At 68.9% G+C, this 26468-nt stretch carries 13 protein-coding genes and 1 pseudogene; 8 read left to right on the forward strand and 6 right to left on the reverse strand.

All coding sequences use genetic code 11. From position 1 onward, the window contains the following. Window positions 1-232: 232 nt before the first annotated feature. Complete coding sequence (locus CFB40_RS34325) at window positions 233-12955, reverse strand: autotransporter-associated beta strand repeat-containing protein (protein ID WP_089433834.1); 12723 nt, start codon at window positions 12953-12955, stop codon at window positions 233-235. A 725-nt stretch (window positions 12956-13680) separates the two neighbouring features. On the opposite strand from CFB40_RS34325, the gene CFB40_RS34330 reads away from it, so the two are divergent. The 3 genes and pseudogenes from CFB40_RS34330 to CFB40_RS39445 form a co-directional block, all read left to right on the forward strand. After that, the gene (locus tag CFB40_RS34330; RefSeq protein WP_089433835.1) at window positions 13681-14139 is read left to right on the forward strand and encodes a (2Fe-2S)-binding protein; all 459 of its coding nucleotides are present in this window, start codon (window positions 13681-13683) and stop codon (window positions 14137-14139) included. A 21-nt stretch (window positions 14140-14160) separates the two neighbouring features. Beyond that, the gene (locus CFB40_RS34335) at window positions 14161-16650 is read left to right on the forward strand and encodes a xanthine dehydrogenase family protein molybdopterin-binding subunit (RefSeq protein ID WP_089433836.1); all 2490 of its coding nucleotides are present in this window, start codon (window positions 14161-14163) and stop codon (window positions 16648-16650) included. 27 nt (window positions 16651-16677) lie between these two features. Then, window positions 16678-16895: pseudogene (locus CFB40_RS39445) on the forward strand (short chain dehydrogenase); the annotation flags it as partial. Here the strand turns inward: CFB40_RS39445 and CFB40_RS34345 are convergent. After that, complete coding sequence (locus tag CFB40_RS34345; RefSeq protein ID WP_089433837.1) at window positions 16889-18295, reverse strand: MFS transporter; 1407 nt, start codon at window positions 18293-18295, stop codon at window positions 16889-16891. The pseudogene CFB40_RS39445 and the gene CFB40_RS34345 overlap by 7 nt on opposite strands. 96 nt (window positions 18296-18391) lie before the next feature. On the opposite strand from CFB40_RS34345, the gene CFB40_RS34350 reads away from it, so the two are divergent. Continuing rightward, window positions 18392-19264 carry a LysR family transcriptional regulator gene (locus tag CFB40_RS34350; protein ID WP_089433838.1) on the forward strand — a complete coding sequence of 291 codons (873 nt, stop codon included), beginning with the start codon at window positions 18392-18394 and terminating at the stop codon, window positions 19262-19264. A 126-nt stretch (window positions 19265-19390) separates the two neighbouring features. On the opposite strand, the gene CFB40_RS34355 is transcribed toward CFB40_RS34350, so the two are convergent. After that, window positions 19391-20314: a LysR family transcriptional regulator gene (locus tag CFB40_RS34355; protein WP_089433839.1), complete on the reverse strand. Its 924-nt coding sequence runs from the start codon at window positions 20312-20314 to the stop codon at window positions 19391-19393. A gap of 67 nt (window positions 20315-20381) precedes the next feature. On the opposite strand from CFB40_RS34355, the gene CFB40_RS34360 reads away from it, so the two are divergent. Next, the gene (locus CFB40_RS34360; protein ID WP_089434031.1) at window positions 20382-20999 is read left to right on the forward strand and encodes a LysE family translocator; all 618 of its coding nucleotides are present in this window, start codon (window positions 20382-20384) and stop codon (window positions 20997-20999) included. 77 nt (window positions 21000-21076) lie between these two features. On the opposite strand, the gene CFB40_RS34365 is transcribed toward CFB40_RS34360, so the two are convergent. Continuing rightward, a complete protein-coding gene (locus CFB40_RS34365) occupies window positions 21077-21709 on the reverse strand; it encodes an FMN-dependent NADH-azoreductase (protein WP_089429859.1) in 633 nt (210 codons plus the stop codon). 132 nt (window positions 21710-21841) lie between these two features. Here CFB40_RS34365 and CFB40_RS34370 point away from each other — a divergent pair, with 132 nt between their 5' ends. Beyond that, on the forward strand, window positions 21842-22720 hold the full coding sequence (locus CFB40_RS34370; protein WP_089433840.1) for a LysR substrate-binding domain-containing protein: 879 nt from the start codon (window positions 21842-21844) through the stop codon (window positions 22718-22720). A 119-nt stretch (window positions 22721-22839) separates the two neighbouring features. Here the strand turns inward: CFB40_RS34370 and CFB40_RS34375 are convergent, their stop codons facing one another. After that, window positions 22840-24315: a coniferyl aldehyde dehydrogenase gene (locus CFB40_RS34375; protein WP_089433841.1), complete on the reverse strand. Its 1476-nt coding sequence runs from the start codon at window positions 24313-24315 to the stop codon at window positions 22840-22842. A gap of 99 nt (window positions 24316-24414) precedes the next feature. Between CFB40_RS34375 and CFB40_RS34380 the strand changes: the two genes are divergently transcribed. After that, a complete protein-coding gene (locus CFB40_RS34380) occupies window positions 24415-25068 on the forward strand; it encodes a TetR/AcrR family transcriptional regulator (protein WP_089433842.1) in 654 nt (217 codons plus the stop codon). Between the two features lie 131 nt (window positions 25069-25199). After that, window positions 25200-25883, forward strand: coding sequence for a type 1 glutamine amidotransferase domain-containing protein (locus CFB40_RS34385; protein WP_089434032.1), 684 nt, complete (start codon window positions 25200-25202; stop codon window positions 25881-25883). 23 nt (window positions 25884-25906) lie between these two features. On the opposite strand, the gene CFB40_RS34390 is transcribed toward CFB40_RS34385, so the two are convergent. Continuing rightward, entirely contained in the window at window positions 25907-26398 is a 492-nt protein-coding gene (locus CFB40_RS34390; protein WP_179255146.1) for a MerR family transcriptional regulator, read from the reverse strand. Window positions 26399-26468: the final 70 nt, after the last annotated feature.

Raw genomic sequence — 26468 nt, forward strand, 5'->3', positions numbered from 1 at the left:
GGATCCTGCCGCCACGAAGGTGGCGCGAATCGTTTGCGGATCGCCCGATACGACACGTGTTGAAACGGGTTTAGACAGGCCGGAGAGGCGGGATGTCAAACATCGCGCCATACGTTTCACGCCAATTGATTTGCATCACGAAACTTCTGTCATGCGAATCGAACAGCCAACCAAGGAACCATCGATCAACCATCGGCCGCTCGCGACAACGACATCGCGAGCGGCCGCCCCCTTAAAACTTCCACAGCAGATTGCCGTACAGCGCGTGGTCGCTGAAGCTTCCACCGATCTGGCCGCTATACGACAACCCCAGCGACAGGTTCTTCGTGACGGCCGCATCGACCCCGACCTCGAGCACCGCGGCATCTCGCGCGACCGGCACGCCGACCACGCTGAACGGTGAACCGCCGCTCGCGAACGCCAGCGTCGAACCCGGCTGCGTATTGCCGAACGCATGCCGCCAGCCGACGGTCCCGAACGCGGTGACCTTGCCCTTCGTCGTGACCGCGACATCGGTCGAGGCCCGCACGCCGAGCGTCGAGAAGCCGAGGCCGGTCGTGCTGGAATCGCCCTGCAGTGCTGCCGCGCCACCGTTCTCCCTGAAGCTGCCGGTATGCAGGCTCGCATACGCGAGTCCGACGAACGGTTCGAGTGCGACGTTGCGGATGGCCGTCGAGTAACCGATCTCGGTGAACACCTGCGTCGCGTTCGCGTCGTAGCTGGCGGTGTCGTGGTCGGAGAAGCCGCCGAACGACGGATTGCGCTCGCTATGCACGCGGTACCACGACTGCGCGAGGCCGCCGCGCACGTTCCACGCGTCGTACCGGCCGCTGGCGTACAGCGCGATCGTCTCGCCGTTCACCTTCGCCGACTGGTTCTGGTCGGCATTGAGCAGGGTGCGCGATGCGCCGCCCGCGATACCGACGCGCCAGTGGCTGCTGACCTCCGCATCCGTACCGACGACGAAGCCGTACAGGTTGCGGTCGACCGACGCGACGCCGTCGCCGTCGAACCGGCTATGCGAGCCGTACAGCCGGCCCCACACCGCCGGCTTGAACGACTTGGCCGGCGTACAGCCGTTCTCCGACGCCAGGCGCCGGTCGAGCGACGCCGCGTGATCGTCCGCCGACACCGGCGCCTCGCAGCCGCACAACGCACCGCCGGGCTGCGAGCCGAGACGCGCGCGATCGAGCACCGCGTCGCGCACGTAGCGGGTGTCGGACAGCAGCACGCTTCTCGTGCTCGGATGCAGATCGCCGTCAAGCTGCGCGAACGCGCGGTTGGCAGTCGGAGCATCCGACGTCAGCACGGTATCGAACAGCGGATTGCCGGCGCCGAGCGTGCCGACCGCGCCCGCCACCGCTTGCCCGTCGGGCGTCGTCGCCACCGACGCGAACGGCGTGCCGTTCGGTGCCAGCGACATCAGCACCTGCGCCGGGTTGTACGTGAGCGTCGGCGTGAGGAACGCATACGTCGAGTTCACCGCGCTGAACTGCCCCTGCACGCCCGCGCCGGCGTTCACGATGGTGTACAACTTGCCCGGCTGATACTGCCCGGTCGCCGCGACGACCTGCACCGTCCCGCCGTTGAGCGCGGCCGAGCCGGTCACGTCGAGGGCGCCGCTTTGTTGCGGCGTCGCGCCGACCTGCAGCGTTGAGCCCGGCTGGAACGTCGCATTGCCCGCCACCTTCAGCGGCTGCCCGAGCTGCATGACCGAAGCGGTGCCGCCGCCCGACACGACGAGGCCGCCGATCGTGCCTGTCCCGGTGACGGTCGCGCCGTTGCCGACGGTCACCGACGAGCTGGCCAGCGAACCGGTGACGGCGAGCGTGCCGCCGGCCACGGTCGTCGGCCCGGACAGCGTGTTCGTGCCGCTCAGCAACTGCGCGCCCGTGCCGGCCAGCGTCAGCGGCCCGGTGCCCGACAGCGTGCCCGCGAAGGTGCTGGTGCCCGCGGTGTTGACCGTCAGCGGCGTATTGCCGAGGTTCACGCTCGAGCCCGTCGCGCCCGACAGCGTGCCGATCGACTGCGGCGCGGCCGAGCCCGCCAGGTTCAGCGTCGCGCCGCTGCCCGCGAGGATCATCGGGCTGGTCGGCGCGAGGCTGCCTGCACCGGTGAGCGCCAGCGTGCTGCCACTGCCGATCGTCGTGCCGCCGGTGTAAGTATTGGCGCCGGTCAGCGTCTGCGTGCCGCCGCCCTGCACCGCGAAGCCGCCGGTGCCCGCGATCGTGCCGCCGAAGGCGCCGCCTGCCGGGCCGGCCACCGTGAGCGTGTTGCCGCCGAGATTCACGGTCGAACCCGCGGTGCCCGACAAGGCACTCGTCGTCTGCGGGCTGCTGGCGCGAGCCACGTCGAGCGTCGCGCCGGTGCCGGCCAGCGTCACCGCGCTGCCGGACGACAGGCCGCCGCTGCCGCCGACCGCCAGCGTGCTGCCGCTGCCGATCGTCGTGCCGCCCGTGTAGGTGTTGGCACCGGTGAGCGTCGTCGTCGACGGGCCGCTGACCGCCAGGTTGCCGCCGCCCGAAATCGGCCCGCTCAAGCCGAGGTTGTTCGCGCCGCCGACCGTCAGCGTCGAACCCGTGCCGAGATTCACCGCGTTGCCGAGCGTCGTGCCGGCCACGCTGGTGCCGAGCGTGCCGCCGTTGCCGCCGACGTTCAGCGAGCCGCTGCCGAGTGCCGTCGGCGTGCCGGCAACCAGCGTGCCGCCGCCCGTGACGCTGGTGCCGCCCGTGTAGGTGTTGGCACCCGACAGCGTCGTCGTCGCCGGGCCGGTGACCGACAGATTGCCGGTGCCGGAAATCGCGCCGGTCAGGCCAAGGCTGTTCGGGCCGCTCACCGTCAGCGTGGAACCCGTCCCGAGGTTCACCGCATTGGCCAACGTCGTGCCCGGCGTGCCGGCGGCCAGCGTCCCGCCTGCGCCGCCGGTGTTCAGCGCGCCGGTGCCGAGCGCCGCGTTGCTGCCCGCGACCAGCGTGCCGCCACCGGTCAGGTTCGTGCCGCCCGAATACGTGTTCGAACCGGTCAGCGTCTCGGTGCCCGTGCCGCTCAGCGTCAGGCTGCCGCCCGTGCCGGCGATCGTGCCGCCGTACGTACCGCTGCCCGACCCGCCGAGCGTCAGGTTGTTGCCGCCGAGGTTCACCGTCGAACCGGCCACGCCCGACAGCCCGGTCGTCGTTTGCGGCGTCGTCGCGCCGCTGACATCGAAGGTTGCGCCCGCACCGGCCAGGTTCAGCGGACTGCTGCCGGAGAGGCTGCCGCCCGCACCGATCGCCAGCGTGCCGCTGTTGATCGTCGTCGCACCGGTGTACGTGTTCGCGCCGGTCAGCGTTTCCGTGCCCGTGCCCGACAGCGTCAGCCCGCCCGTGCCGCCGACCGTACCGCCGAACGTGCCGCTGCCCGAACCGCCAAGCGTCAGCGTGTTGCCGCCGAGGTTCACCGTCGAGCCCGATACGCCGGACAACGAGCCCGTCGACTGCGGCGTCGTGGCCGCGCTGACGTCGAGCGTCGCCCCCGTACCCGACAGGTTGACCGCACTGCCCGCCGACAGGCTGCCGCCCGCGCCCACCGCGAGCGTGCTGCCGTTGCCGATCGTCGTGTTGCCCGTGTACGTGCCGGTACCGGTGATCGTCGTCGTTGCAGGGCCGGTCACCGACAGGTTGCCGCTGCCGCCAATCGCGCCGCCGAGGCCCAGATTGTTCGCACCGCCAACCGTCAGCGTCGAACCCGTGCCGAGATTGATCGCGTTCGTCAGTGTCGTGCCTGCGACGCTCGTGCCGAGCGTGCCGCCTGCGCCGCTCGTGTTCAGTGCCCCCGTACCGAGCGCCGACCCATTGCCCGCGAGCAGCGTGCCGCCGCCGGTCAGGTTCGTGCCACCCGTGTACGTATTCGCGCCGGTCAGCGTTTCGGTGCCCGTGCCCGACAGCGTCAGGCTGCCGCCCGTGCCGGCGATCGTGCCGCCATACGTGCCGCTGCCCGAACCGCCGAGCGTCAGTGCATTGCCGCCGAGGTTCACCGTCGAACCCGCTACGCCCGCCAACGCGCCCGTCGACTGCGGCGTCGTGGCGGCACTCAGGTCCAGCGTTGCCCCCGCCCCCGCCAGATCGACCGCGCTGCCCGACGACAGGCTGCCGCCCGCGCCGACCGCCAGCGTGCTGCCGTTGCCGATCGTCGTGCCGCCCGTGTACGAGCTCGCGCCGGTGAGCGTCGTCGTCGACGGTCCGGTCACGGCGAGATTGCCGCTGCCCGAGATCGCACCGCCGAGGCCCAGGTTGTTCGCCCCGCCGACCGTCAGCGTCGACCCCGCACCGAGATTCACCGCATTGCCGAGCGTCGTGCCGGCCACGCTGGTGCCGAGCGTGCCGCCCGCGCCGCTCGTGTTCAGCGCACCCGTGCCGAGTGCCGATCCGTTACCCGCGATCAGCGTGCCGCCGCCCGTCAGGCTCGTGCCGCCCGTGTACGTGTTCGTCCCGTTGAGCGTCTCGGTGCCCGTCCCGCCCAGCGTCAGGCTGCCGCCTGCACCGGCGATCGTGCCGTCGTACGTGCCGCTGCCCGAACCGCCCAGCGTCAGGTTGTTGCCGCCCAGGTTCACCGTCGAACCAGCGACGCCCGACAACGTGCCCGTCGTCTGAGGCGTGGTCGCGCCGCTCAGGTCGAAGGTTGCGCCCGCACCCGTCAGGCTCACCGGCGTCGTCGCCGACAGACTGCCGCCCGCGCCGATCGCCAGCGTGCCGCTGTTGATCGTGGTGGCGCCCGTATAGGAGTTCGCGCCGGTCAGCGTTTCGGTGCCGGTGCCGTTCATCGTCACGCCGCCCGTGCCGGCGATGTTGCCCGCGTAGGTGCCGCTGCCCGTGCCGCCGAGCGTCAGGTTGTTGTTCCCGAGGTTCACCGTCGAGCCGGCCACGCCCGAGATCGCGCCCGTCGATTGCGGCGACGACGCGCCGCTCAGGTCGAGCGTCGCGCCGGACGCCGTCAGGCTGACCGGGCTGCTCAACGACAGGCTGCCGTTGCCGCTGATCGCGAGCGTGCCGCTGTTGATCGTCGTCGCGCCGGTGTACGTATTGGTGCCCGTCAGCGTTTCGGTGCCGGTGCCCGACAGCGTCAACCCGCCCGTACCGCCGATCACGCCGCCGTACGTGCCGCTGCCCGATCCGCCCAGCGTGAGCGTATTGCCGCCGAGATTCACGTTCGTGCCGGTTCCGCCGGACAGCGCACCGCTCGTCTGCGGCGACGTGGCCGCGCTCAGGTCGAGCGTCGCGCCGGTACCCGACAGGTCGATCGCGCTGCCCGACGACAGGTTGCCGCCCGCGCCGACCGCCAACGTGCTGCCCCCGCCGATCGTCGTGCTGCCGGTGTAGGTGTTCGCGCCCGACAGCGTCGTCGTCGACGGACCATTCACCGCGAGGTTGCCGCTACCGCTGATCGCGCCGCCGAGGCCCAGGTTGTTCGCACCGCCGACCGTCAGCGTCGAACCGCTGCCGAGGTTCACCGCGTTGCCCAGTGTCGTGCCGGGCGTGCTCGCGGACAGCGTGCCGCCTGCGCCGCTCGTGTTCAACGCGCCCGTGCCGAGTGCCGTATTGCTGCCCGCGACCAGCGTGCCGCCGCCGGTCAGGCTCGTGCCGCCCGTGTACGTATTGTTGCCCGTCAGCGTTTCGGTGCCCGTGCCCGACAACGTGAGGCTACCGCCCGCGCCAGCGATCGTGCCACCGTACGTGCCGTTGCCCGTGCCGCCGAGCGTCAGGTTGTTGCCGCCGAGATTCACCGTCGAACCCGCCACGCCCGACAGCGTGCCGGTCGTCTGCGGTGTCGTCGCGCCGCTCACGTCGAACGTGGCGCCCGCACCGGTCAGGTTGACCGGGCTGCTCGACGACAGGCTGCCGCCCGCGCCGATCGCCAGCGTGCTGCCGCCGCCGATCGTCGTCGCGCCCGTGTACGTGTTGTTGCCGGTCAGCGTTTCGGTGCCCGTGCCCGACAGCGTCAGCCCGCCCGTGCCGCCCACGGTGCCGCCGAACGTGCCGTTGCCCGAACCATTCAGCGTCAGCGTGTTGCCGCCGAGGTTCACCGTCGTGCCCGATACGCCCGACAGCGTGCCCGTCGTCTGCGGCGTCGTGGCCGCGCTCACGTCGAGCGTCGCACCCGTGCCCGACAGGTTGACCGCGCTGCCTCCCGACAGGCTGCCGCCCGCGCCCACCGCGAGCGTGCTGCCGCCGCCGATCGTCGTGTTGCCCGTGTACGAGCTCGCGCCGGTGAGCGTCGTCGTCGACGGGCCGGTCACGGCGAGATTGCCGCTACCCGAGATCGCGCCGCCGAGGCCCAGATTGTTCGCACCGCCAACCGTCAGCGTCGATCCCGTGCCGAGATTGACCGTGTTGGTGATCGTCGTGCCGGCCACGCTGGTGCCGAGCGTGCCGCCCGCGCCGCTCGTGTTCAATGCGCCCGTGCCGAGCGCCGCGCTGCTGCCCGCGAGCAGCGTGCCGCCGCCGGTCAGGTTCGTGCCGCCCGAATACGTGTTGTTGCCCGTCAGCGTTTCTGTGCCGCTGCCCGACAGCGTCAGGCTGCCGCCCGCACCGGCGATCGTGCCGCCATACGTGCCGTTGCCCGTGCCGCCCAGCGTCAGGTTGTTGCCGCCGAGGTTCACCGTCGAACCCGCCACGCCCGACAGCGTGCCGGTCGTCTGCGGCGTCGTTGCACCGCTCACGTCGAACGTCGCGCCCGCACCGGCCAGGTTGACCGGGCTGCTCGCCGACAGGCCGCCGCCCGCACCGATCGCCAGCGTGCCGCTGTTGATCGTCGTCGCACCGGTATAAGTGTTGCTGCCCGTCAGCGTTTCGGTACCCGAACCGGACATCGTCAGCCCGCCGGTACCGCCGATCGTGCCGGCATAGTTGCCATTGCCGGAACCGGCGAGCGTCAACGTATTGCCGCCGAGATTGACGTTCGTGCCGGCGACGCCCGACAGCATCCCGCTCGTCTGCGGCGAAGTCGCCGCGCTCAGGTCCAGCGTCGCGCCCGAGCCGGAGAGGTTGAGCGCGCTGCCCGCGGACAGGCCGCCGCCCGCGCCCACTGCCAGCGTGCTGCCGCCGCCGATCGTCGTGTTGCCCGTGTACGTGTTCGAACCCGTGAGCGTCGTCGTCGACGGGCCGCTCACCGACAGGCCACCGCTGCCGGAAATCGCGCCGCCAAGGCCAAGATCGTTCGCACCGCCAACCGTCAGCGTCGAACCCGCGCCGAGGTTCACCGTGTTGCCCAGCGTCGTGCCCGCCACGTTCGTGCCGAGCGAGCCGCCCGCACCCGAGACGTTCAGCGCGCCGGCACCCAGTGCGCTGCCGTTGCCGGCAATGAGCCCGCCACCGCTCAGCGTCGTGCCGCCCGTGTACGTGTTCGGGCCCGTCAGCGTCGTCGTGCCCGAGCCGGTTTGCGCGAGGCCGCCGTCACCGGCAATCGTGCCGCTCAGGCCGAGGTTGTTCGCGCCGTTCAGGCCGAGCGTCGCGCCCGCGCCGAGATTCACCGCGTTGCCAAGCGTCGTGCCGCTCACGCTGGCGTTCAGCGTGCCGTTGCCGGTCACGTTCAGCGCGCCGGTGCCGAGCGCCGTATTGCTGCCGACGCTGAGCCCGCCGCTGTTCAGCGTCGTGCCGCCGCTGTAGGTGTTCGAGCCGCCGAGCGTGATCGTGCCCGCGCCCGACTGCACCACGCCGCCCGCGCCGGAAATGATGCCGTTCAGGCCGAAGTCGTTGAGGCCGCCGAGGTTCAGTGTCGAACCTCCGCCGAGATCGAACCCGTTGGCGAGCAGGATGTTGGCCGTGCTCGCGTTGAGCGCGCCGCCTGTGCCGGTCACGTGGACCGCGCCCGTGCCAAGCGCCGTACTGCTGCCAACGGACAACCCGCCACCGCTCAGCATCGTGCCGCCCGTGTACGTGTTGGCGCCGGAGAGCGTCGTCGTCCCGCTGCCGGTCTGCGCGAGACTGCCGCCGCCCGAGATGAGCCCGCCGAGGCTCAGGTCGGCCGCACCGTTCAAGCCCAGCGTCGCGCCTGCGCCGAGATTCACCGCATTGCCGAGCACCGTGCCGGGGACGTTCGCCGCCAGCGAGCCGCCCGCACCGGCGAGGTTCAGCGCACCGGTGCCGAGCGCCGCGTTGCTGCCCGCGATCAGCGTGCCGCCGCCGGTCAGGTTCGTCCCGCCTGAATAGGTGTTGTTGCCTGTCAGCGTCTCCGTGCCCGTACCGCCCAGCGTCAGGCTGCCGCCTGCGCCGGCGATCGTGCCGCCGAACGTCGCGTTGCCCGAGCCGTCGAGCGTCAGCCCGTTGCCGCCCAGGTTCACCGTCGAACCGGCCACGCCCGACAGCGCGCCCGTCACCTGCGGCAACGTCGCGCCGCTGAGGTCGAACGTCGCGCCCGCGCCGGCCAGATTCACCGCGCCACCTGCCGACAGGCCGCCGCCCGCGCCGATCGCCAGCGTGCCGCTGTTGATCGTCGTCGCGCCCGTGTACGTATTGATACCCGTCAGCGTCTCGGTGCCGGTGCCGGACAGCGCCAGCCCGCCCGTGCCGCCGATCGTGCCGCCGAAGGTGGTGTTGCCCGCGCCGCCCAGCGTCAACGTGTTGCCGCCGAGGCTCACCGTCGAGCCGGCCACGCCGGCCAGCCCGGCCGTCGCCTGCGGCGACGTGGCCGCGCTTAGGTCGAGCGTCGCGCCCGCGCCGGCCAGGTCGAACAGACTGCCCGCCGACAGGCCGCCGCCCGAGCCCACCGCGAGCGTGCTGCCACTGCCGATCGTCGTGCTGCCGGTGTACGAGCCGAGCCCCGTGAGCGTCGTCGTCGCCGGGCCGTTCACCGACAGGTTGCCGCCACCGGAGATCGCGCCGCCCAGCCCAAGATTGTTCGCACCGCCAACGGTCAGCGTTGCGCCCGTGCCGAGATTCACCGCGTTGCCGAGCACGGTGCCGCCGACGCTCGTGCCGAGCGTGCCGCCCGCGCCCGCGACGTTCAGCGCCCCCGTGCCCAGCGCCGCGCCGTTGCCGGCGATCAGCCCGCCGCCGCTCAGCGTCGTGCCGCCCGAGAACGTATTGGCACCGAGCAGCGTCGTCGTGCCGCTACCGGTTTGCGCGATCCCGCCGTTGCCGGCTATCACCCCGCCCAGGCTAAGGTCGGCCGAGCCGTTCAGGCCGAGCGTCGCGCCCGCGCCGAGATTTACTGCATTGCCGAGCAAAGTGCCGGCGACGTTCGTCGCCAGCGTGCCGCCCGTGCCCATCACGTTCAGCGCACCCGTACCCAGCGCCGCGCCGTTGCCCGCGATGAGCCCGCCGGCGCTCAGCGTCGTGCCGCCCGAGAACGTGTTCGTGCCGGTGAGCGTCGTCGTGCCCGTGCCGGTTTGCGCAAGGCTGCCGTTCCCGGCGATCGTGCCGCCCAGGCCCAGGTCGGTCGCGCCGTTCAGCCCCAGCGTGACGCCGGTGCCGAGATTCACCGCGTTGCCGAGCGTCACGCCCGGCACGCTCGCGCCGAGCGACGCCGAGCCGTTGACGTCGAGAGCGCCCAGGCCGAGCGCCGTGGCGCTGCCGACGACCAGGTTGCCGCCGGTCAGCGCCGTGCCGCCCGTGAACGTGTTGTTGCCCGTCAGCGCCTGCGAGCCGGTTCCCGACAGCGTCAGCCCGCCCGCCCCGCCGATGTTGCCGGCGAAGACGCCGCTGCCGCTGCCGGCCAGCGTCAGGTGGTTCGCCCCGAGATCGATCACCGAACCCGCGACGCCCGACAGCGTGCCGATCGACTGCGGCGTGGTCGCACCGGCCACGCTGAAGTGCGCGCCCGCGCCGCTCAGGTTGACCGGGCTCGACGCGGCAAGGCTGCCGCCCGCGCCGATTGCCAGCGTGCCGCTGCCGATCGTGGTGCCGCCGGTGAACGTCTCGGCCGCGGTCAGCGTCGTCGTGCCCGGGCCGCTGACATTGAGGCCGCCGGTGCCCGAGATGATCCCGCCCAGCCCGAGGTCGTTCGCGCCGCCCACCGTCAGTGCGGCGCCCGCGCCGAGCTGGATTGCATTGCCCAGCACCGTGCCGCCGACCGTCGTGCCGAGCGAGCCGCCCGCACCCGTCACGTTCAGCGCGCCCGTCCCCAGCGCGCCGCCATTGCCGGCGAGGAGCCCGCCGCCGCTCAGCGTCGTGCCGCCCGAAAACGTATTGGCACCGAGCAGCGTCGTCGTGCCGCTGCCGGTTTGCGCGATCCCGCCGTTGCCGGCGATCACGCCGTTCAGGCCGAGATCGTTCGCACCGGTCAGCGCCAGCGTCGCGCCCGTGCCGAGGTTCACCGCGTTGCCCAATGCCGTGCCGCTCACGCTCGCGCCGAGCGCACCGCCCGCGCCCGCGACATTCAGCGCACCGGTGCCGAGCGCCGCGTTGTTGCCGGCGAGCAGCGTGCCGGCGCTCAGGGTCGTGCCGCCGCCGAAGGTGTTCGCGCCGGACAGTGTCGTCGTCCCCGACCCGCTCAGCACGAGCCCGCCGGTGCCGTTGATCGCGCCGTTCAGGCCGAGGTCGTGCGCGCCGTTCAGCGTCAGCGACGCGCCGTTCAGGTTGATCGTGTTCGCGAGTGCCGCGCCGGCGGCCAGGTCCGCGCTCAGCGAGCCGCCGAGGCCACTCACGTTCAACGCGCCGCCGATGCCGAGCGCCGTGTTGCCTTCGACGATCAGGCTGCCGCCCCCCGTCAAGCTTGCACCGCCGGTGAACGTGTTCGCGCCGGACAGCGTCGTCGCGCCGGTGCCGCCGAGCGCCAGGCTGCCCGCGCCGGCAATCGTGCCGCCCAGGCCGAGATCGGCCGAGCCGTTCAGCCCGAGCGTCGCGCCCGCGCCGAGATTGATCGCATTGCCGAGCACCGTGCCGCTCGCGCTCGTCGCGAGCGAGCCGCCCGTGCCGGTCACGTTCAGCGCACCCGTGCCCAATGCCGTGCCGTTGCCGGCGACGAGCCCGCCCGCGCCGAGCGTCGTGCCGCCCGCGAACGTGTTCGCGCCGAGCAGCGTCGTCGTGCCCGCGCCGGTTTGCGCGAGACTGCCGCTGCCGCCGATCGTGCCGCCGAGGCTCAGGTCGGCCGCACCGTTCAGGCCGAGCGTCGCGCCCGCGCCGAGATTCACCGCATTGCCGAGCAGCGTGCCGCTCGCGTTGGTCGCGAGCGAACCGCCCGCGCCGGTCACGTTCAGCGCCCCCGTGCCCAATGCCGCGCCGTTACCGGCGACGAGACCGCCCGCGCCCAGCGTCGTGCCGCCGGTGAACGTGTTCGCGCCGAGCAGCGTTGTCGTGCCCGACCCGGTTTGCGCGAGGCTGCCGCCGCCACCGATCACGCCGCCGAGGCTCAGGTTGGCCGCGCCGTTCAGGCCGAGCGCCGCGCCGGCGTCGAGGTTCACCGCGTTGCCCAGCAGCGTGCCGCCGACGCTCGTGCCGAGCGAGCCGCCCGCACCGCTCACATGCAGCGCGCCGGTGCCGAGCGCGGCGCCGTTGCCCGCGATCAACCCGCCGCCGCTCAGCGTCGTGCCGCCCGCAAACGTGTTGGGGCCGAACAGCGTCGTTGTGCCCGTGCCGGTTTGCGCGAGGCTGCCACTGCCGCCGATCGCGCCGCCCAGGCCGAGGTTGGCGGAACCGTTCAGGCCCAGCGTGACGCCGGTATCCAGATTCACCGCATTGCCGAGCACCGTGCCGCCGACGCTCGTGCCGAGCGTGCCGCCCGCGCCCGTCACGTTCAGCGCGCCGGTGCCGAGCGCCGTCCCGGTGCCGACGACGATCCCGCCGCCGCCCGTCAGATTCGTTCCGCCGGCGAATGAATTGGCGCCGTTCAGCGTCAGCGTGCCGGCGCCGCTCGCGTTCAGCGCACCGCCGCCGGTCAGCGCACCCGACAGCGCGAGGCCCGTCGCGCCGTCGACCGTCAACGCCGTGCCGAGCGTCACGTTGTTGAGCAGGTTCACCCCGGCCGCGCCGGCCTCGAGGGTGCCGCCGCCGACGACGATCGTTCCCGTCCCTAGCCCGCCGCTGTTGTTGAGGATCGCGGTGCCACCGGTCAGCGACGCGTTCGACGCGGTCGATGCGCCGTTGATGTTCCACGTACCGCCCTGGACCGCGAGATGGGTGAAATTGCCGAACGTATCGACCGCGACGGTGCCGTTCGCCGCGCTGCCGGCGGCCGTGTTCAACTGCAGGTTGAGCGTGTTGTTGCCGCCGAGGCCCGCATCGACACCGAGGCCGACCGACGATCCGGTCATCGCATTGAACGTATTCGACGTCCCGACGGCCGCGCCGAGCGACACGTTCCCCGTGACGGTTCCCGCGTTGGTGAACGTATTGCCAGTGCCGGCCAGTCCGCTCGGGGCCAGCACCACGGAGCCGTTGATCGCGCCGCCGCTCGCGTTGGTGAAATTGACCTGCGCGCCCCCCTGCGCGGTGACCACCTGCGCGGTCGGGCCCGCGGTGAAGCCGAGAATGCCGGTCGTGCCGATCGTGCCGGCATTCGTGATGTTCGTCGTCCCGCCGATGCCGTTGTAGACGGTCAATGCCGGCCCGTTGCCCAGCAACCCGCTGGTCGAGCCCATCATCACGCCGGTGCTCGCGTTCGTGACGTTGACCGTGCTCGGGGACAGGATATTACCGACGACCGTGCCGTTCGAAACGACGCTCAGGCCGGCCAGGGAGGGGTCGATCGTCCCGTTGTTGGTCAGCGTGACGCCGCTGCCCGTCAGCGACATCGCGGTCCCGCCGAACAACGGCAGCACGGAAACGGTCGCGCCCTGGGCGACCGTGACGTTGAGGCCGTTCGTGCCGTTCGCGTAACTGGAGGTCGCGCCGGTACAGGTGACGGCGGGTGTTCCGGTGCAGGCGGCCAGTGCTTCTGCGGGAATGACCCCGGCGCCGACCAGCGCGACCAGCATGCCGGTCGGAACGAGGAATTTCGGACGTGCATCCGCGCGCTTTTTATTCGAGCCCATGCGCATACGCATAATCACACCTTCCCATAAAGAGAATCGACGTCCCGAATCCTTCCCGCAATTAGGAATACAGAAAGGAAATACCGGAATCTGTTATTCGATTTTTCTGGATAAATGCCGCCCCGTCATCAAACCAAAACGGATGACCGGATTGACAACTGGCGAGAATTAATCAACTGGCATTATTTAATCAGCATTTTTACTTTTAATCCCCCTGCCCGTCAAATCTTCCATTTATTAGAAATCGCTGTTTCCGGCACATCAAAGACGCGGCCGGAGAACCCACCCTGATTACGCGCCTCTATATCCAGGTCAAACGGCAGACGCAGCCAAAGTGCCTGCGCGGCAAGCCTTGCGCCACGAAAACGAACGCCGGAATCTCCCCCCGGAATTCAATCGAAGAACTGTTGTTTCATATATGGATTAACCTGACTCCATCGCTCGATTCGCACTCCCCGCATTGATCGCGAGTCAAATATAGGCTCGACTCGCAAACGTTTTCCATGGGGTCGGCGAGTTTTTGTCAAAACTCAACATTCTTTCTGCGACATTCGCACATTCGTATACTGTTTGTAAATTTTATATTTTAACTAACGAGCCTGAATTATTAAGAAAGGCAAAAAAGACGATTTTCGAGATGCTGATTTATTCTCGAATCTGCTTTAATTGGTTCACATCCGTCGCATTGCGGTTTTGTCTCGCGAACGATAACGCGGTGTCCAAGGGAGAACTTCACGATGGTGACGTTGAACATCAACAACCGGCCGGCGGACGTCGATGCCGATCCGTCGACGCCGATGCTCTGGGTGCTGCGCGACAACCTCGGCCTGACCGGCACCAAGTTCGGCTGCGGCACCGGCGACTGCGGCGCGTGCACCGTGCACGTCGACGGTCGGGCCGTGCCGAGCTGCACGCTCGCGCTGTCGTCGGTGGGAAATGCGCGCATCACGACGTCCGAACACCTCGCCGACGATGCGATCGGCAAGGCCGTCCTCGACGCGTGGGTCCGCCACGACGTCGCGCAATGCGGTTATTGCCAGAGCGGCCAGATGATGAGTGCGGCAGGGCTGCTGCGCGGCAACAAGGCGCCGACCGATGCCGACATCGATCGCGCGATGGCCGGCAACCTGTGCCGTTGCGCCACCTACCAGCGCATCCGCGCCGCGATTCACGCCGCGGCCAGTGCGCTTGCCTGAGACCGCCGGGAGACTGTGACCATGCGTATCCGCACTGCCGGGCGCCCGGCGAACACCCGCGCCCCTGCCTCCGACGCTTCGACCGTCACCGGAGCCGGCTCTCCGATGCCCGGCCGGCGCGACTTCCTGAAACTCACGATGGCGGCGAGCGGCTGTCTCGCGCTCGGCATCACACCGAAGCGCGCCGGCGCCGAAGCCGGCATGACCCTTCGGACCTCGCCGCCTCAAGCATTCCTGATCATTGCACCGGACAACACGGTGACGGTGGCCGTCAACCGGACCGAGTCCGGCCAGGGCGTCAGCACCGCGCTGCCGATGGCGCTGGCCGACGAACTCGATGCCGACTGGCGCAACGTGCGCACCGTGCTCGCGCCGGCGGGCGAACCGTACAAGGATCCGGTGACCGGGATCCAGATGACGGGCGGCTCGACGTCGATCAACCATTCGTTTACGCAATACCGCGAACTCGGCGCGTCCGCGCGCGCGATGCTCGTCGCCGCGGCCGCCCGGCGCTGGAACGTCGATCCGGCCACGTGCCGGACCGCGCTGGGCGTCGTGACGTCCGGCAGCCACACCGCGACCTACGGCGAACTCGCGGCGGACGCGATGGCGATGCCGGTGCCGCAGCACGTGCCGCTGAAGTCGCCCGACCAGTTCCGCATCATCGGCAAGCCGACCCTGCGCGTCGATTCGCGCGCCGTGCTCGACGGGACGCTCAAGTACGGAATGGACTGGCGCCTGCCGGACATGATGGTGGCCGTGGTCGCGCGCCCGCCGCGCTTCGGCGGACAGGTTGCAAGCTACAACGCGGCGGCGGCCCGCGCGGTCAAGGGCGTGGTCGAGGTCGTCGAAATCCCGACCGATCGCGGCGGCACCGGCGTGGCCGTGATCGCGAACGGCTACTGGCCTGCGAGGCTCGGTCGCGACGCGCTGCAGGTCACGTGGAAGGACACCGGTTCGACCGTCACGTCCGCCGAACAGATGCAGGCATACAAGCAGCTCGCCGGCACGCCCGGCACCGTGGTGCGCACGGCCGATGCCGGCAACGCACCACCGGCGGCCACGCGAATCCGGCAGGACTACGAATTTCCGTATCTGGCTCATGCACCGATGGAACCGCTCAGTTGCACGGTTGACGTCGGCCCGCCGAGCTGCGCGTGCGGGATCAAGATCTGGGGCGGCTCGTCGATGCAGACGTCCGATCGCGCCGCGGTCGCGAAGGCACTCGGTGTCGTGCCCGAGAAAGTCCAGATCTTCACGATGATGTCGGGCGGTGACTACGGCCGGCGCTCGACGCCCACGTCGGACTACGTGGTCGAAGCCGCGCGTGTGTCCGCCGCGTACCTGGCAGCCGGCCACCTGGGCCCGGTCAAGACCATCTGGACGCGCGAGGACGACCTGCGCGGCGGCTATTACCGCCCGATGGTGCTGCATCGGGTCGACATCGGCGTCGACGGCAGCGGCGCGGTGCGGGACTGGCAGCACGTCGTCGTCGGCCAGTCGGTGCTGAAGGGTTCGCCGCTCGAGCGCACGACGATTCGCAAAAGCGGCACCGATCCCGACCTCACCGAAGGCGTGGCGAACAGCCCGTACGGTTTCCCGATGCAGGTCTCGGTCCACCAGCCGGACGTCGACGTGCCGGTCCAGTCATGGCGCTCGGGCGGCAATACGCATACGGCGTTCGTGATGGAGACGCTCGTCGACGAACTCGCGCACGCGGCCCGCCAGGATCCGGTCGCGTACCGGATGGCGCGGCTGTCCAGCCCCGAGCACACTCGCCATCGCCAGGCGCTCGCACTGGCCGTCGACAAGTCGGGCTACGGCGCACGCACGCTGCCCGCCGGCCATGCGTGGGGCGTCGCGATGCACGAAACCGCCGGCACGGTCGTCGCGTATGTCACCGAGGTGTCGATCGAAGCCAGGCAGCCGCGCGTGCACCGCGTGACGGCCGGCGTGCATGCCGGCCGCATCGTGAACCCGACCGGCGCGGAAGCGCAGATCCAGGGCGGTGCGCTGTTCGGCCTCGCGACGACCAAGCCGGGTTTCGCGATCGACGTCGAGCATGGTGCGGCCCGCAACGCCGGCTTCGCCGACTACTCGCCGGTGCGGATGCAGGAAGCAGCGCCGGTGGACGTGTTCTTCGTCCCGTCGGACGCGCATCCGACCGGGTTGAGCGAGGCCGGCGTGCCGCCGATCGCACCGGCGGTCGCCAACGGCGCGTTCGTTCTGACCGGCGAGCGGATGCGCGCGTTGCCGTTCGCGCCGATGCTGGTCGCGTCGACCGCGCCCGCACTGCCTGCCGCGGCGGCAGCGGAAGACGACCCGTACGCCGACCTGGCGGCCGGCGGTTGCCGGATGCCGCACAAGGCAAAGACGGCCGCGTTGAAGCCGAAGGTCAGTCAAAGCCAGGCCGGCGTCGGGCAATCCAGCGCGGTGCCCAAGTTTCTCCGTCCCAAGCGGAAAGCAGGCATCCCGTGCATCGACGATCTCAAGAAGCCAACGACGACCTGATGCCCGTGATCGGTTTGGCGAGCCGAAGCCGGGATGGAAGGATGCGTGCGTGCGGCCGCGGGCGATTTTCCACGGGACATCCGGATCAATGCCGTGACCCCGACCGTACTGACCGAATCCGTGGTCGGGGTTCGGTCGGTTTTTTCCCCGGCCGCGAAAGCGCGCCGGCGTCACGTGTGGCAATCGCCTACCGACGCAGCGTGGAAGGCGTGCATGGCGGCCGCGTTTATCGGGTGGGTCATTGACGTCGAGGGCTCGCCCCGCGAGCCCGAATCCCGCGCTCCGCCGCCCGCCCCAGATTCCACCAAGCCATCACCGCCCCCACCACCAGCAACAGAGCCGAAACGATCAACGCCCGCTCCATCCCATGGACGAACGCCACGCCCCCTGCCTCACGAACGAAGAAACCAAACAACGCGACGCCCATCACGCCGCCCACCTGACGCGCCGTATTCAACAACCCCGACGCCACACCTGACTGCGCGCCGCTCACCGCCGCGAGCGCCGCGTCCATGATGGTCGGTATCGTCAACGCAATGCCGCTGCCCGCAAGCAGCATCGGTATCGCGAGCAACCCGTTGGATTGCGTAGCAATCGCCGGCCACATCGCCAGATAACCGAACGCTGAAATCGATAACCCGGCCGTCGCCAGCGTGCGCGCCCCCAGCCTGCCGGTCAGTCGTCCGGCGACGATGCTCATGACCATCAGCACCCCCATCATCGGCAGAAACGCGACACCTGCGCGCACCGGCGTCATATGCCAGACCGACTGAAACAGCAGGCTCAACGTAAAGACGATGCCGTAAAAGACCAGGTTCGCGATCGCACCGATCACGATCGAGCTGCGGACGATCCGGTCCTGCCACAACCCGGCCGGCAGCATCGCGTCCGGATTGCGCGCCTCCAGCCGGACGAACGCGATGCCCAACGCAACGCACAACACGAATGCACTCACGATGACCGGACTGCGCCATCCCAGCGCACTGATCTCGGTCGACGCGAACGTGAGCGCCGCCAGCGCAAACGCACCGGTCAGTTGCGCGGGAAGATCGAGGCGCCTGCCGCCCTGCGCTTTCGTGTCGGGCGCAAACCGCCACGTCAGCCAGATACCGGCAATGCCGACCGGCACGTTGACCAGGAAAATGCTGCGCCAGCCGACTGCAGCGATGAGCAACCCGCCGGCCAGCGGCCCCGCGGCCAGCGCAATGCCGCCGCCGGCACCCCACCAGCCGATCGCGCGGCTACGCGCTGCCGCGTCGTCGAATGCGAGACGCAGCACGGCCAGCGAGTTCGGCACCAGCAGCGCGGCGCCGATCCCCTGAACGAGACGCCAGGCGATCAACGCGCCGATGGAATGCGCGAGGCCGCAGCCGATCGATGACAGCGTGAAGATCGCGTAGCCAGCAATGAACACGCGCTTTGCACCCAGCCGGTCGCCGAGCGCGCCCGCCATCAGCAGGGTCGCCGCGAACACGAGCGCATACGCGTTGACGACCCATTGCAGGTCGGTGAGCGCGGCGCCAAAGGACGTTCGCAATGCATCGAGCGCAACGTTGACGACGCTGACGTCGATCAGGACGACCGCATAACCGAGGCACGACGCCGTTTGAACCAGCCGCGGGTGAGGTGTGGATGAGGTCTGCATCGGCAATCCTTCGCATTCGGAGGATTGAAGCGTAGAGGATCGCCTTCTGTGCGAATATTCCGCAAAACAGCACAGCAGCCTGGAGAAAATGCACCGATGTTCGACTGGGAAAACCTGCGTTACTTCGTTGCCGTCGCACAAGCGGGGAGTCTTTCCGCGGCCGCCCGGCGATTGAACGTCGACCACGCGACAGTCAGCCGTCGCCTGGCCGCACTCGAATCGGAATTGAAGATGCGCGTGATCGACAGATTGCCGCGCGCGTGCCGGCCGACCGCCGCCGGCCGGCAGATTCTCGAGTTCGCCGGGAAAATGGAGGAGCACGCGTTTGCGATCGAGCGCCTCGCGCTCACGGAACATCTGCCGATGCACGGCACCGTGACGATCAGCGTGCCGCCCGTGCTCGCCAACAATTTCTACGCGAATCATCTGTATGCGTTCGCGCAAATGCATCCGGGTATTCGGCTGTCGATGGCCAGCCAGGCGCAAAGCGTCTCGCTCGCCCGTCGTGAAGCGGATATCGCCGTGCGCCTGTTCCGCCCCGAAGAGCCGCAAAACGTGACGCGCAAGCTGGGCGAGATGGCTTTCGGGCTCTATGCGAGTCGCGACTATGCGCACGCGTCGACGCCTGACGATTGGGCATTCATCTGCTACGACGCGCAATTCGCGGAAATGCCGCATCAGAAGTGGCTCGAATCGATCGCTCGAGGTCGCCGCATCGCGTGCGAAGTCAGCGACATCACGACGCAGCAGGTCGCGGCCCGTACCGGAATCGGCGTAGCGGGCCTACCCGTGTTCATGGGCGATGACGATCCGGGGTTGCAGCGCTTGCCGTTCGACGGGGAACCGTACGCCCGCGACATCTGGCTGGTCGTGCATGCCGATCTCAGGCATTCCCCGTCGATTCGCGCGGCGATCGACTTCATCGCCGACGTGACGGGAAAGACCTTCGCGCCGGATTCGAGGCAGTAGCGACGTCCATACCGTGGCGTGCGATACCGGGCGCCGGGATCGATCGCGATGCCTGCGCCGAGCTTCACCACGCCCCTTCTTGCGGGCGCGTGGCGTCAACACCCATCTGCACACACACGCGCCCCATCAAACCACCGCCCTCAACCACCCCAGCACATCCCCCTGCGCACTCCCCGCCACCACCGGTTCCGGCGTCAACAAGCAGTAATGCGAACCATCCTCGACGAACCCCATCGGCGCGACGAGCACACCGCTTTCGATGTCGTCGCGAACGAGGTGCCACGGGCCGATCGCGACACCGAGCCCCGCAACCGCCGCCTGCAGACTGAAATAGAAATGGTCGAACGTCTGCCCGCGCCCGCCCGCGGCCGGCTGGTTCGCCGCCACTGCCCATTCCTTCCACGCGTCCGGCCGTGTCCGCGTGTGCAGTCGCGCAACATCCGCCTTCAACGATCGACTGCCACGACGCGCGGAAAACCACGCATCGACCTTATCCGGCCGGCAGACCGGACCCACCTTCTCCGCGAACAGCCGCTCCGCGTGATAACCCGCCGGCCACGCAAAGTCATTGCGTCGAATCGCCATGTCGATGCCGCTGTCGAATGAGAACGGACCGCCTGCGGCAGCCAGGTGAATGTCGACGCCCGCATGCCGCGCCTGAAAATCCGGCCAGCGCGGAATCAGCCAGCGCATCAGAAGCGTCGGTTCGCACGACAGCACCCAGCGCCGCGCCCGGGCGGCCTCGGTACGCAATTCCTGCGCGGCGTGACGCATCAGCCCCAGCCCGTCATGGACGGCCTGCGCCAGCTTGCGGCCCGCATCGGTCAGGAACACGCGACGGCTGCGCCGCTGGAACAGCGCGACGCCCAGGTCGTCCTCGAGCAATCGCACCGCGCGGCTGACCGCGCCATGGGTCAGGCACAGCTCGTCGGCCGCACGGCTGAAATTCTCGTGACGCGCCGCCGCCTCGAAGCAACGCAGCGCCATCAGCGATGGCAGGTTCGTGCGAACTGACTGTGAGTCAATCTCACCATTCTGGTCAGAAATCATCGCTTTTTCCGATGGAACATGACCCATAAGATTGCGCCATCAAGCCATCAATCGCAAGGACAAGACGATGACCGAACTGATAGTTGTAGTCACCATCACGCTGCTGGCCGTGATCAGCCCGGGGCCGGACTTCGCGATGGTCACGCGCAACAGCCTGATGCTGTCGCGCCGCTCGGGCGTGCTCACCGCGCTGGGGATCGGGCTCGGCGTGACGGTTCACGTGAGCTACACGCTGCTGGGCGTCGGCCTGCTGATCCGCCAGTCGCTGTGGCTCTTCAATGCCGTCAAGCTGGTCGGCGCGATCTACCTGATCTACCTCGGCGTGAAGATGCTCATGACGAAGGCGGGCAACGGGCAGACGGATGCGCCGGCCGCACCGCTGTCCGACCTGGCCGCGCTGCGCACCGGCTTCCTGACCAATGCGCTGAACCCCAAGACCACGGTGTTCATCGTCAGCCTGTTCATGCAGGCCGTGCGGCCCGACACGCCGTTGATCGTGCAGATCGGCTACGGCGCGTTCATCGCCGTCGCGCATGCCGGCTGGTTCAGCCTGGTGGCCCTGTGCTTCTCCGCGACGGCCGTCCGCGATCGCCTGCTGGCGCTGCGGCACTGGATCGACCGCACCTTCGGCTGCCTGCTCGTGGGCTTCGGCGTCGCGCTTGCCATCGCGCGCGGCGGGCGCTGATTCGAAACGGCGCGCCACCCGTCGATGCAACCGACCGGCGCGCTTCGCCGGCGCGCCGGATGCGCCACTCGGTCGCTTTAGAACGTACGCGCGATCGTGCGGGCTTCGTCGATCGCGCGACTGCGATCGACCGCTCCGTCGGGGCCGAGCAAGGTGCGCTCGACGACGATCCCGGTGACGTCCTTCACGCCCACGAACTTGAGCCAGGTCTCCATGTACGGGCGCTGCAGATCGAATTCGGCCGCCGGGGTAAATGAGCCCGGCGACTGATAACCGAGCCCGCGCGCGTAGACCACCGCCGCCTTTTTCCCGGCCAGCTTGCCGGCGAAACCTGTGCCGTCGAACGTGAACAGCACGTCCTTCTGCGAGATCACGTCGATCAGGTGCTTGAGTTTGTACGGAATACTGAAATTCCACAGCGGCACGCCGAACAGGAGCTTGTCCGCCTCGTGGAACGGCGCCGCGAGCTGCTCGATCCGCTGCCATGCCGCCGCCTGAGCCGGCGTCAACGCGTTGCCGCTCAGTCCCGCATATTTAGCGGCCAGCGCGGCTTCGTCGAATTCGGGTATCGCCAGATTCCAGATGTCGAGCGTCTGTATCTCGTGATCGGGATGCGTGTGCCGATACGCATCGAGAAAGGCATTGCACACGTCGATGGACGCCGAGTAGTCCTTGTTGGGTGAGCCTTCGATATAGAGCACGCGTGTCATGAAACCGGTCCTTGCCGAAAGTGACGGCGACGCGCGGGATGCGCGATCGCCCACTGCCCTTCGCAGCCTATCGGATCGACCTATAATCCGGAAACGATATGAATTGATCGAATTAACCCGAATTGGTGATCAATGAACACGCCGCTCGACACCTCACTGCTTCATACGTTCGTCGCCATCGCCGACGTACGGAGCTTTACCGGCGCAGGTCGCAGGCTGCATCTCAGCCAGTCCGCGGTCAGCGCACAAATCGCTCGTCTCGAGGAGCAGGTCGGCCGGGCGCTGCTCGCCCGCAATACGCGCAGCGTTACGCTCACCGAGCATGGCCGGATGCTGCTCGGCTACGCGCGCGCGATGCTCAACCTGAGCGAGGAAGCGAAGACGAAACTGGGCAGCGGCAACGCAGTCGATGTCACGCTGCGCATCGGCGCATCGGAGGATGTGGCGGGAGGCTGGCTGCCCGACGTGATGCGCCGCCATGGCGCCGCGCGGCGCGGCTTGCGGCTGAATCTGACGGTCGACATCGGCGACAGCCTGTTTCAACGGCACGCCGACGGCGAATTCGATCTCGTGATCGGCAGCCGGTGCGCGCACACGGGCCAGGGCGCGACGTTGTGGCGAGAGCCGCTCGTCTGGGCGTTTGCGTGCCACGAGCCGCTGCCGGAAGGCGATGTGCCGCTCGCGTGCTTCCCCGATCCGTGCCCGTACCGGGGCGCTGCCATCAAGGCGCTCGCACTGGCCGGCATGCCCTATTTCATCGCATGCGAAAGCCCAAGCGTCACGGGCATCCGCACGTTCGCGCGCGCCGGCATCGCGATTGCGCCGGTGCCGCGCAGCGCGATCGACGACACGCTCCGCGAGCTGGGCGCGTCCGAAGGCTTGCCGGCGCTGCCGGACATGGAATTCGTGATGATGCACGACGCGGGAATGCCGGCCGCCGTCGAATTCGCTGCGACGCTTGTCGATGAAACCGCCATTCGCAACGGGGCCGGCGTGCGCAACCGGCCCTAGCGTGCAGTTCGGTCACGGCCGAGGTTCGATCACAGGCACTTACCGACGCATGCGCGTTCGGCCACACCGGCGCGCTGCATGCAAAGCAGCCGCGCGCCGGTCGCGGTGCATCGTCGGTCTCAGCGCTTCGCGCTCAATCCCGCCCGCACCCCCGCCGGTTCCCGGCTGCGCCCGAGCAGCGCTGCCAGCGACAGATCCGCGAGCTTGCCGAACGGCGCACGCAGCAGGCTCGGCAGGTTCCAGCGCCCCAGCACGAACACGCCCTTCGCATGGCTCATCGCGCGGAATCCCTCGATGCCGTGATACGCGCCCATCCCGCTCGGGCCGACGCCGCCGAACGGCAAGTCTTCCTGCGCGACATGCAGGAGCGTATTGTTGATGCCGACGTTGCCCGACGTGGTGCGCTTGAGCAACGACTCGCAGTCGCTGTCCTGCGCGCCGAAGTAGTACAGCGCGAGCGGCCGCGGACGCGCATTCACGTAGTCGACGACTTCGTCGATCGTGCGATACGTGCGCACCGGCAGGATCGGCCCGAAGATCTCTTCCTGCATGACGGTCGTATCGTCGCCGGCACCGACGATCAGCGTGGGCGCGAGCGTCCGCTTGCGGGTGGCCGCCTGCTGCGGATTCACACCCGCCTCGATCACGCGCGCGCCCTTGCTGCGCGCCTCGTCGACGAGGCTCTTCAGGCGATCGAAATGCCGGTCGCTGACGATCGACGTGTAGTCCGGGCTGGTCGGCCCGCCCGGATAGAAGCGCGCGACGGCCGCATCGTATTGCGCGACGAACGCGTCGAGGTCGTCTTCATGCACCAGCGCATAGTCGGGCGCGACGCAGGTCTGCCCGCCGTTCGACAGCTTGCCGAACACGATGCTGGACATCGTCCGGCCGTCGACGTGCCCTCTCGCGACGATCGCCGGGCTCTTGCCGCCGAGTTCGAGCGTCACCGGCACCAGGTTGTCGCTGGCCGCCTTCATGACCTTGCGGCCCACCTGCGTGCTGCCGGTAAACAGCAGATGATCGAACGGCAAGCCGCTGAAGGCGGCGCCGACTTCCGGGCCGCCGAGCACGACCGCGACTTCCTCGCTCGGGAAAGTTTCCGCGAGCATTCGGCGCATCACCTCGCTGGTGCGCGGCGTCAGTTCCGACGGCTTGAGCATCGCGCGGTTGCCCGCGGCCAGCGCGGTGGCCAGCGGAATGAACGTGAGCGCGAACGGGTAATTCCACGGCGCCATCACGCCGATGACACCCAGCGGCTGGTACTCCACGCGCGCTTGCCCGGCCCGGTAAAAGATCCCGACGTGCCGGCGCTGCGGCTTCGTGAAGCGGCGCAGGTTGCGCGTCAGGTAGTCGATCGCCTGGATCACGCCGACCAGTTCCATGATCGCGGTCTCGTGTCGCGAGCGGTGCCCGAAATCGGCGCTGACCGCCTCCTCCACTTCGCTGCGATACGCGAGCACCACGGCGCGCAGCCGCGCGAGCCGCGCCTTGCGCTGCTGCACGCTCGGCGGCCCCTCGCTGACGAACGCGTTGCGCTGACGGGCCAGCAACGCCGCCGGGTCGAAGCTCGAGCTGGATTCTGCGGAAACGGCCATGGTGCACCTCACGAGGTTGCGTCGATGTAGACACTGTCAACTTGCATGCGGCGGATCATAGGCTCACAATGTGTTCCCTGTCAACATAGGAGCAACGCGATGTCGTCGGATGAGGCTGCGGACGCCGGGCAAAAGGCTTATCACCACGGGGATCTGCGGCGCGCGATCATCGACACGGCGCTCGACACGCTGCAGGAGCAACAGGGCTGGCAGTTCACGCTGCGCGAAATCGCGCGGCGCGCGAACGTCAGCCATTCGGCGCCGTACCGGCATTTCCCGGACAAGGCCGCGTTGCTGCACGAGCTCGCGCTGATCGGCTTCGATCGGCTGAACGAAGACCTCACCGCGTCCGTCGATCCCGCGGCGGACGCACCGGACGTGCTGCGCGCACTCGCTTACGCCCATCTCGCGTTCGGGCAGCGCAACCCGGATCTCTATCGACTGATGTTTGCCGCGGATGCCGGCGAGCCCACGGACATCCATCTCGATCCGCGCGTGCAGGCGCCGTTCCTGCTGGTCGTCGACATCCTGGAACACGGCCAGCGCGCCGGCACGATCCGCCCGCGCCCGGCGCTCGGCCAGGCGACCGCCTGCTGGGCGCATCTGCATGGGCTGACGATGCTGGCGATCGACGGGCGGCTGGTGCGCGAGAAGGTCGGCGATCACGCGATCGAAGATGCGCTGACCACCTTGCTGGACGGTCTCGTGCTGCCCGCCAGCCCCGCGCGGTCCGCGAAGACGAAAAGGCCTTGACCTTCAACTTTGCTTGAAGGTTAAGGTTTGCCTCGGCAGCGTATCGAGGCCATGGGTATGGGCACTGCCATCCGACAATCCGGCGGCGCGTCGACGACGCCCGCCCGTGGCCGATGAAAGGGAACCGCATCATGAGCAAGCGCATCCTTCACGTCGTGAGTAACGTCGCGCACTACGCCGATCCGTCCCAACCGACCGGCCTGTGGCTGTCCGAGCTGACCCATGCCCATCAGATCTTCGCGGCGAAAGGCTATGAGCAGCGGCTGGTGAGCCCCAAGGGCGGCGTGTCGCCGCTGGAGCCGCGCTCGCTCAAATGGCCGCACGCCGACGCCGCCGCGAAAGCGTGGCGCGCCGACAAGGCCAATGAAGCGCTGCTGGCCACCACCGCGCGCCCCGACGAGATCGATCCGGCCGATTTCGACGCGATCTACTTCACCGGCGGCCATGCGGTGATGTGGGACTACCCGGACGATGCGGGGCTGCAGCGGCTCACACGCGAAATCTACGAGCGCGGCGGCGTCGTGTCGTCGGTCTGCCACGGCTACTGCGGGCTGCTGAACACCAAGCTGTCGGACGGCTCGCTGCTGGTTGCCGGACGCCGGATCACCGGCTACTCGTGGGTCGAGGAAATCCTGGCCGGCGTCGCGAAGAAGGTGCCCTACAACGTCGAGGAGCAGATGCAGCAGCGTGGCGCGCGCTACGAGAAGGCGCTGCTGCCGTTCACGTCGTACGTCGTCGTCGACGGCCGGCTCGTGACCGGCCAGAATCCGCAATCGGCGAAGGCGACCGCGGAACAGGTCGTCGCGTTGCTGTGATGGGATGCGCCGGCGCGCTGCCGCTAGGCGCGGGGCGGCCGGCGGCGCACGACCGCTTCATCGCGATCGGCGGCGGCAGTCGTAGCCTCACCGCCGCTGCCCTCCGCCGCACTCCCCGGCGGGATGCGCGACAGCAATCGCTTCGCATGGATTGCACAATCGACCGACTCCGGTTTCGCGGCGATATCGGCGATCAGCGCCACGATCTGCGCCTTGCTTTGCGCGAGCCGCGCTTCCAGCGCCTCGATGTCCCGCACCTTGCCGCACAGCGCGTCCAGCAACGAAGCGCAGGGCCACTGCGCGAGGTCGGCCGGCATCAGCGTGCGAATCTCGTCGAGACTGAAGTCCGCCTTCTGCGCGGCCGTGATCAGGTCGAGCACCGTCACCGCTTCCTGCGGATAGGTGCGATAGCCGTTCGCTTCGCGCTCGACGAGCGTCAACAGACCGATGCGCTCGTAAAAGCGGATGCGCGAAGAGGTCAGGCCGGTGCGTTCCGCCAGTTCCCCGATCTTCATGTTCCGATACTCCCCGGCCGGATCGTGTCCGGCCATCTGCCCCGTCGTGACTGTCCTTTGTCTCCCGATG

Origin of the sequence: Burkholderia sp. AU31652 (genome assembly GCF_002223155.1) — a bacterium.
Classification (GTDB): domain Bacteria; phylum Pseudomonadota; class Gammaproteobacteria; order Burkholderiales; family Burkholderiaceae; genus Burkholderia.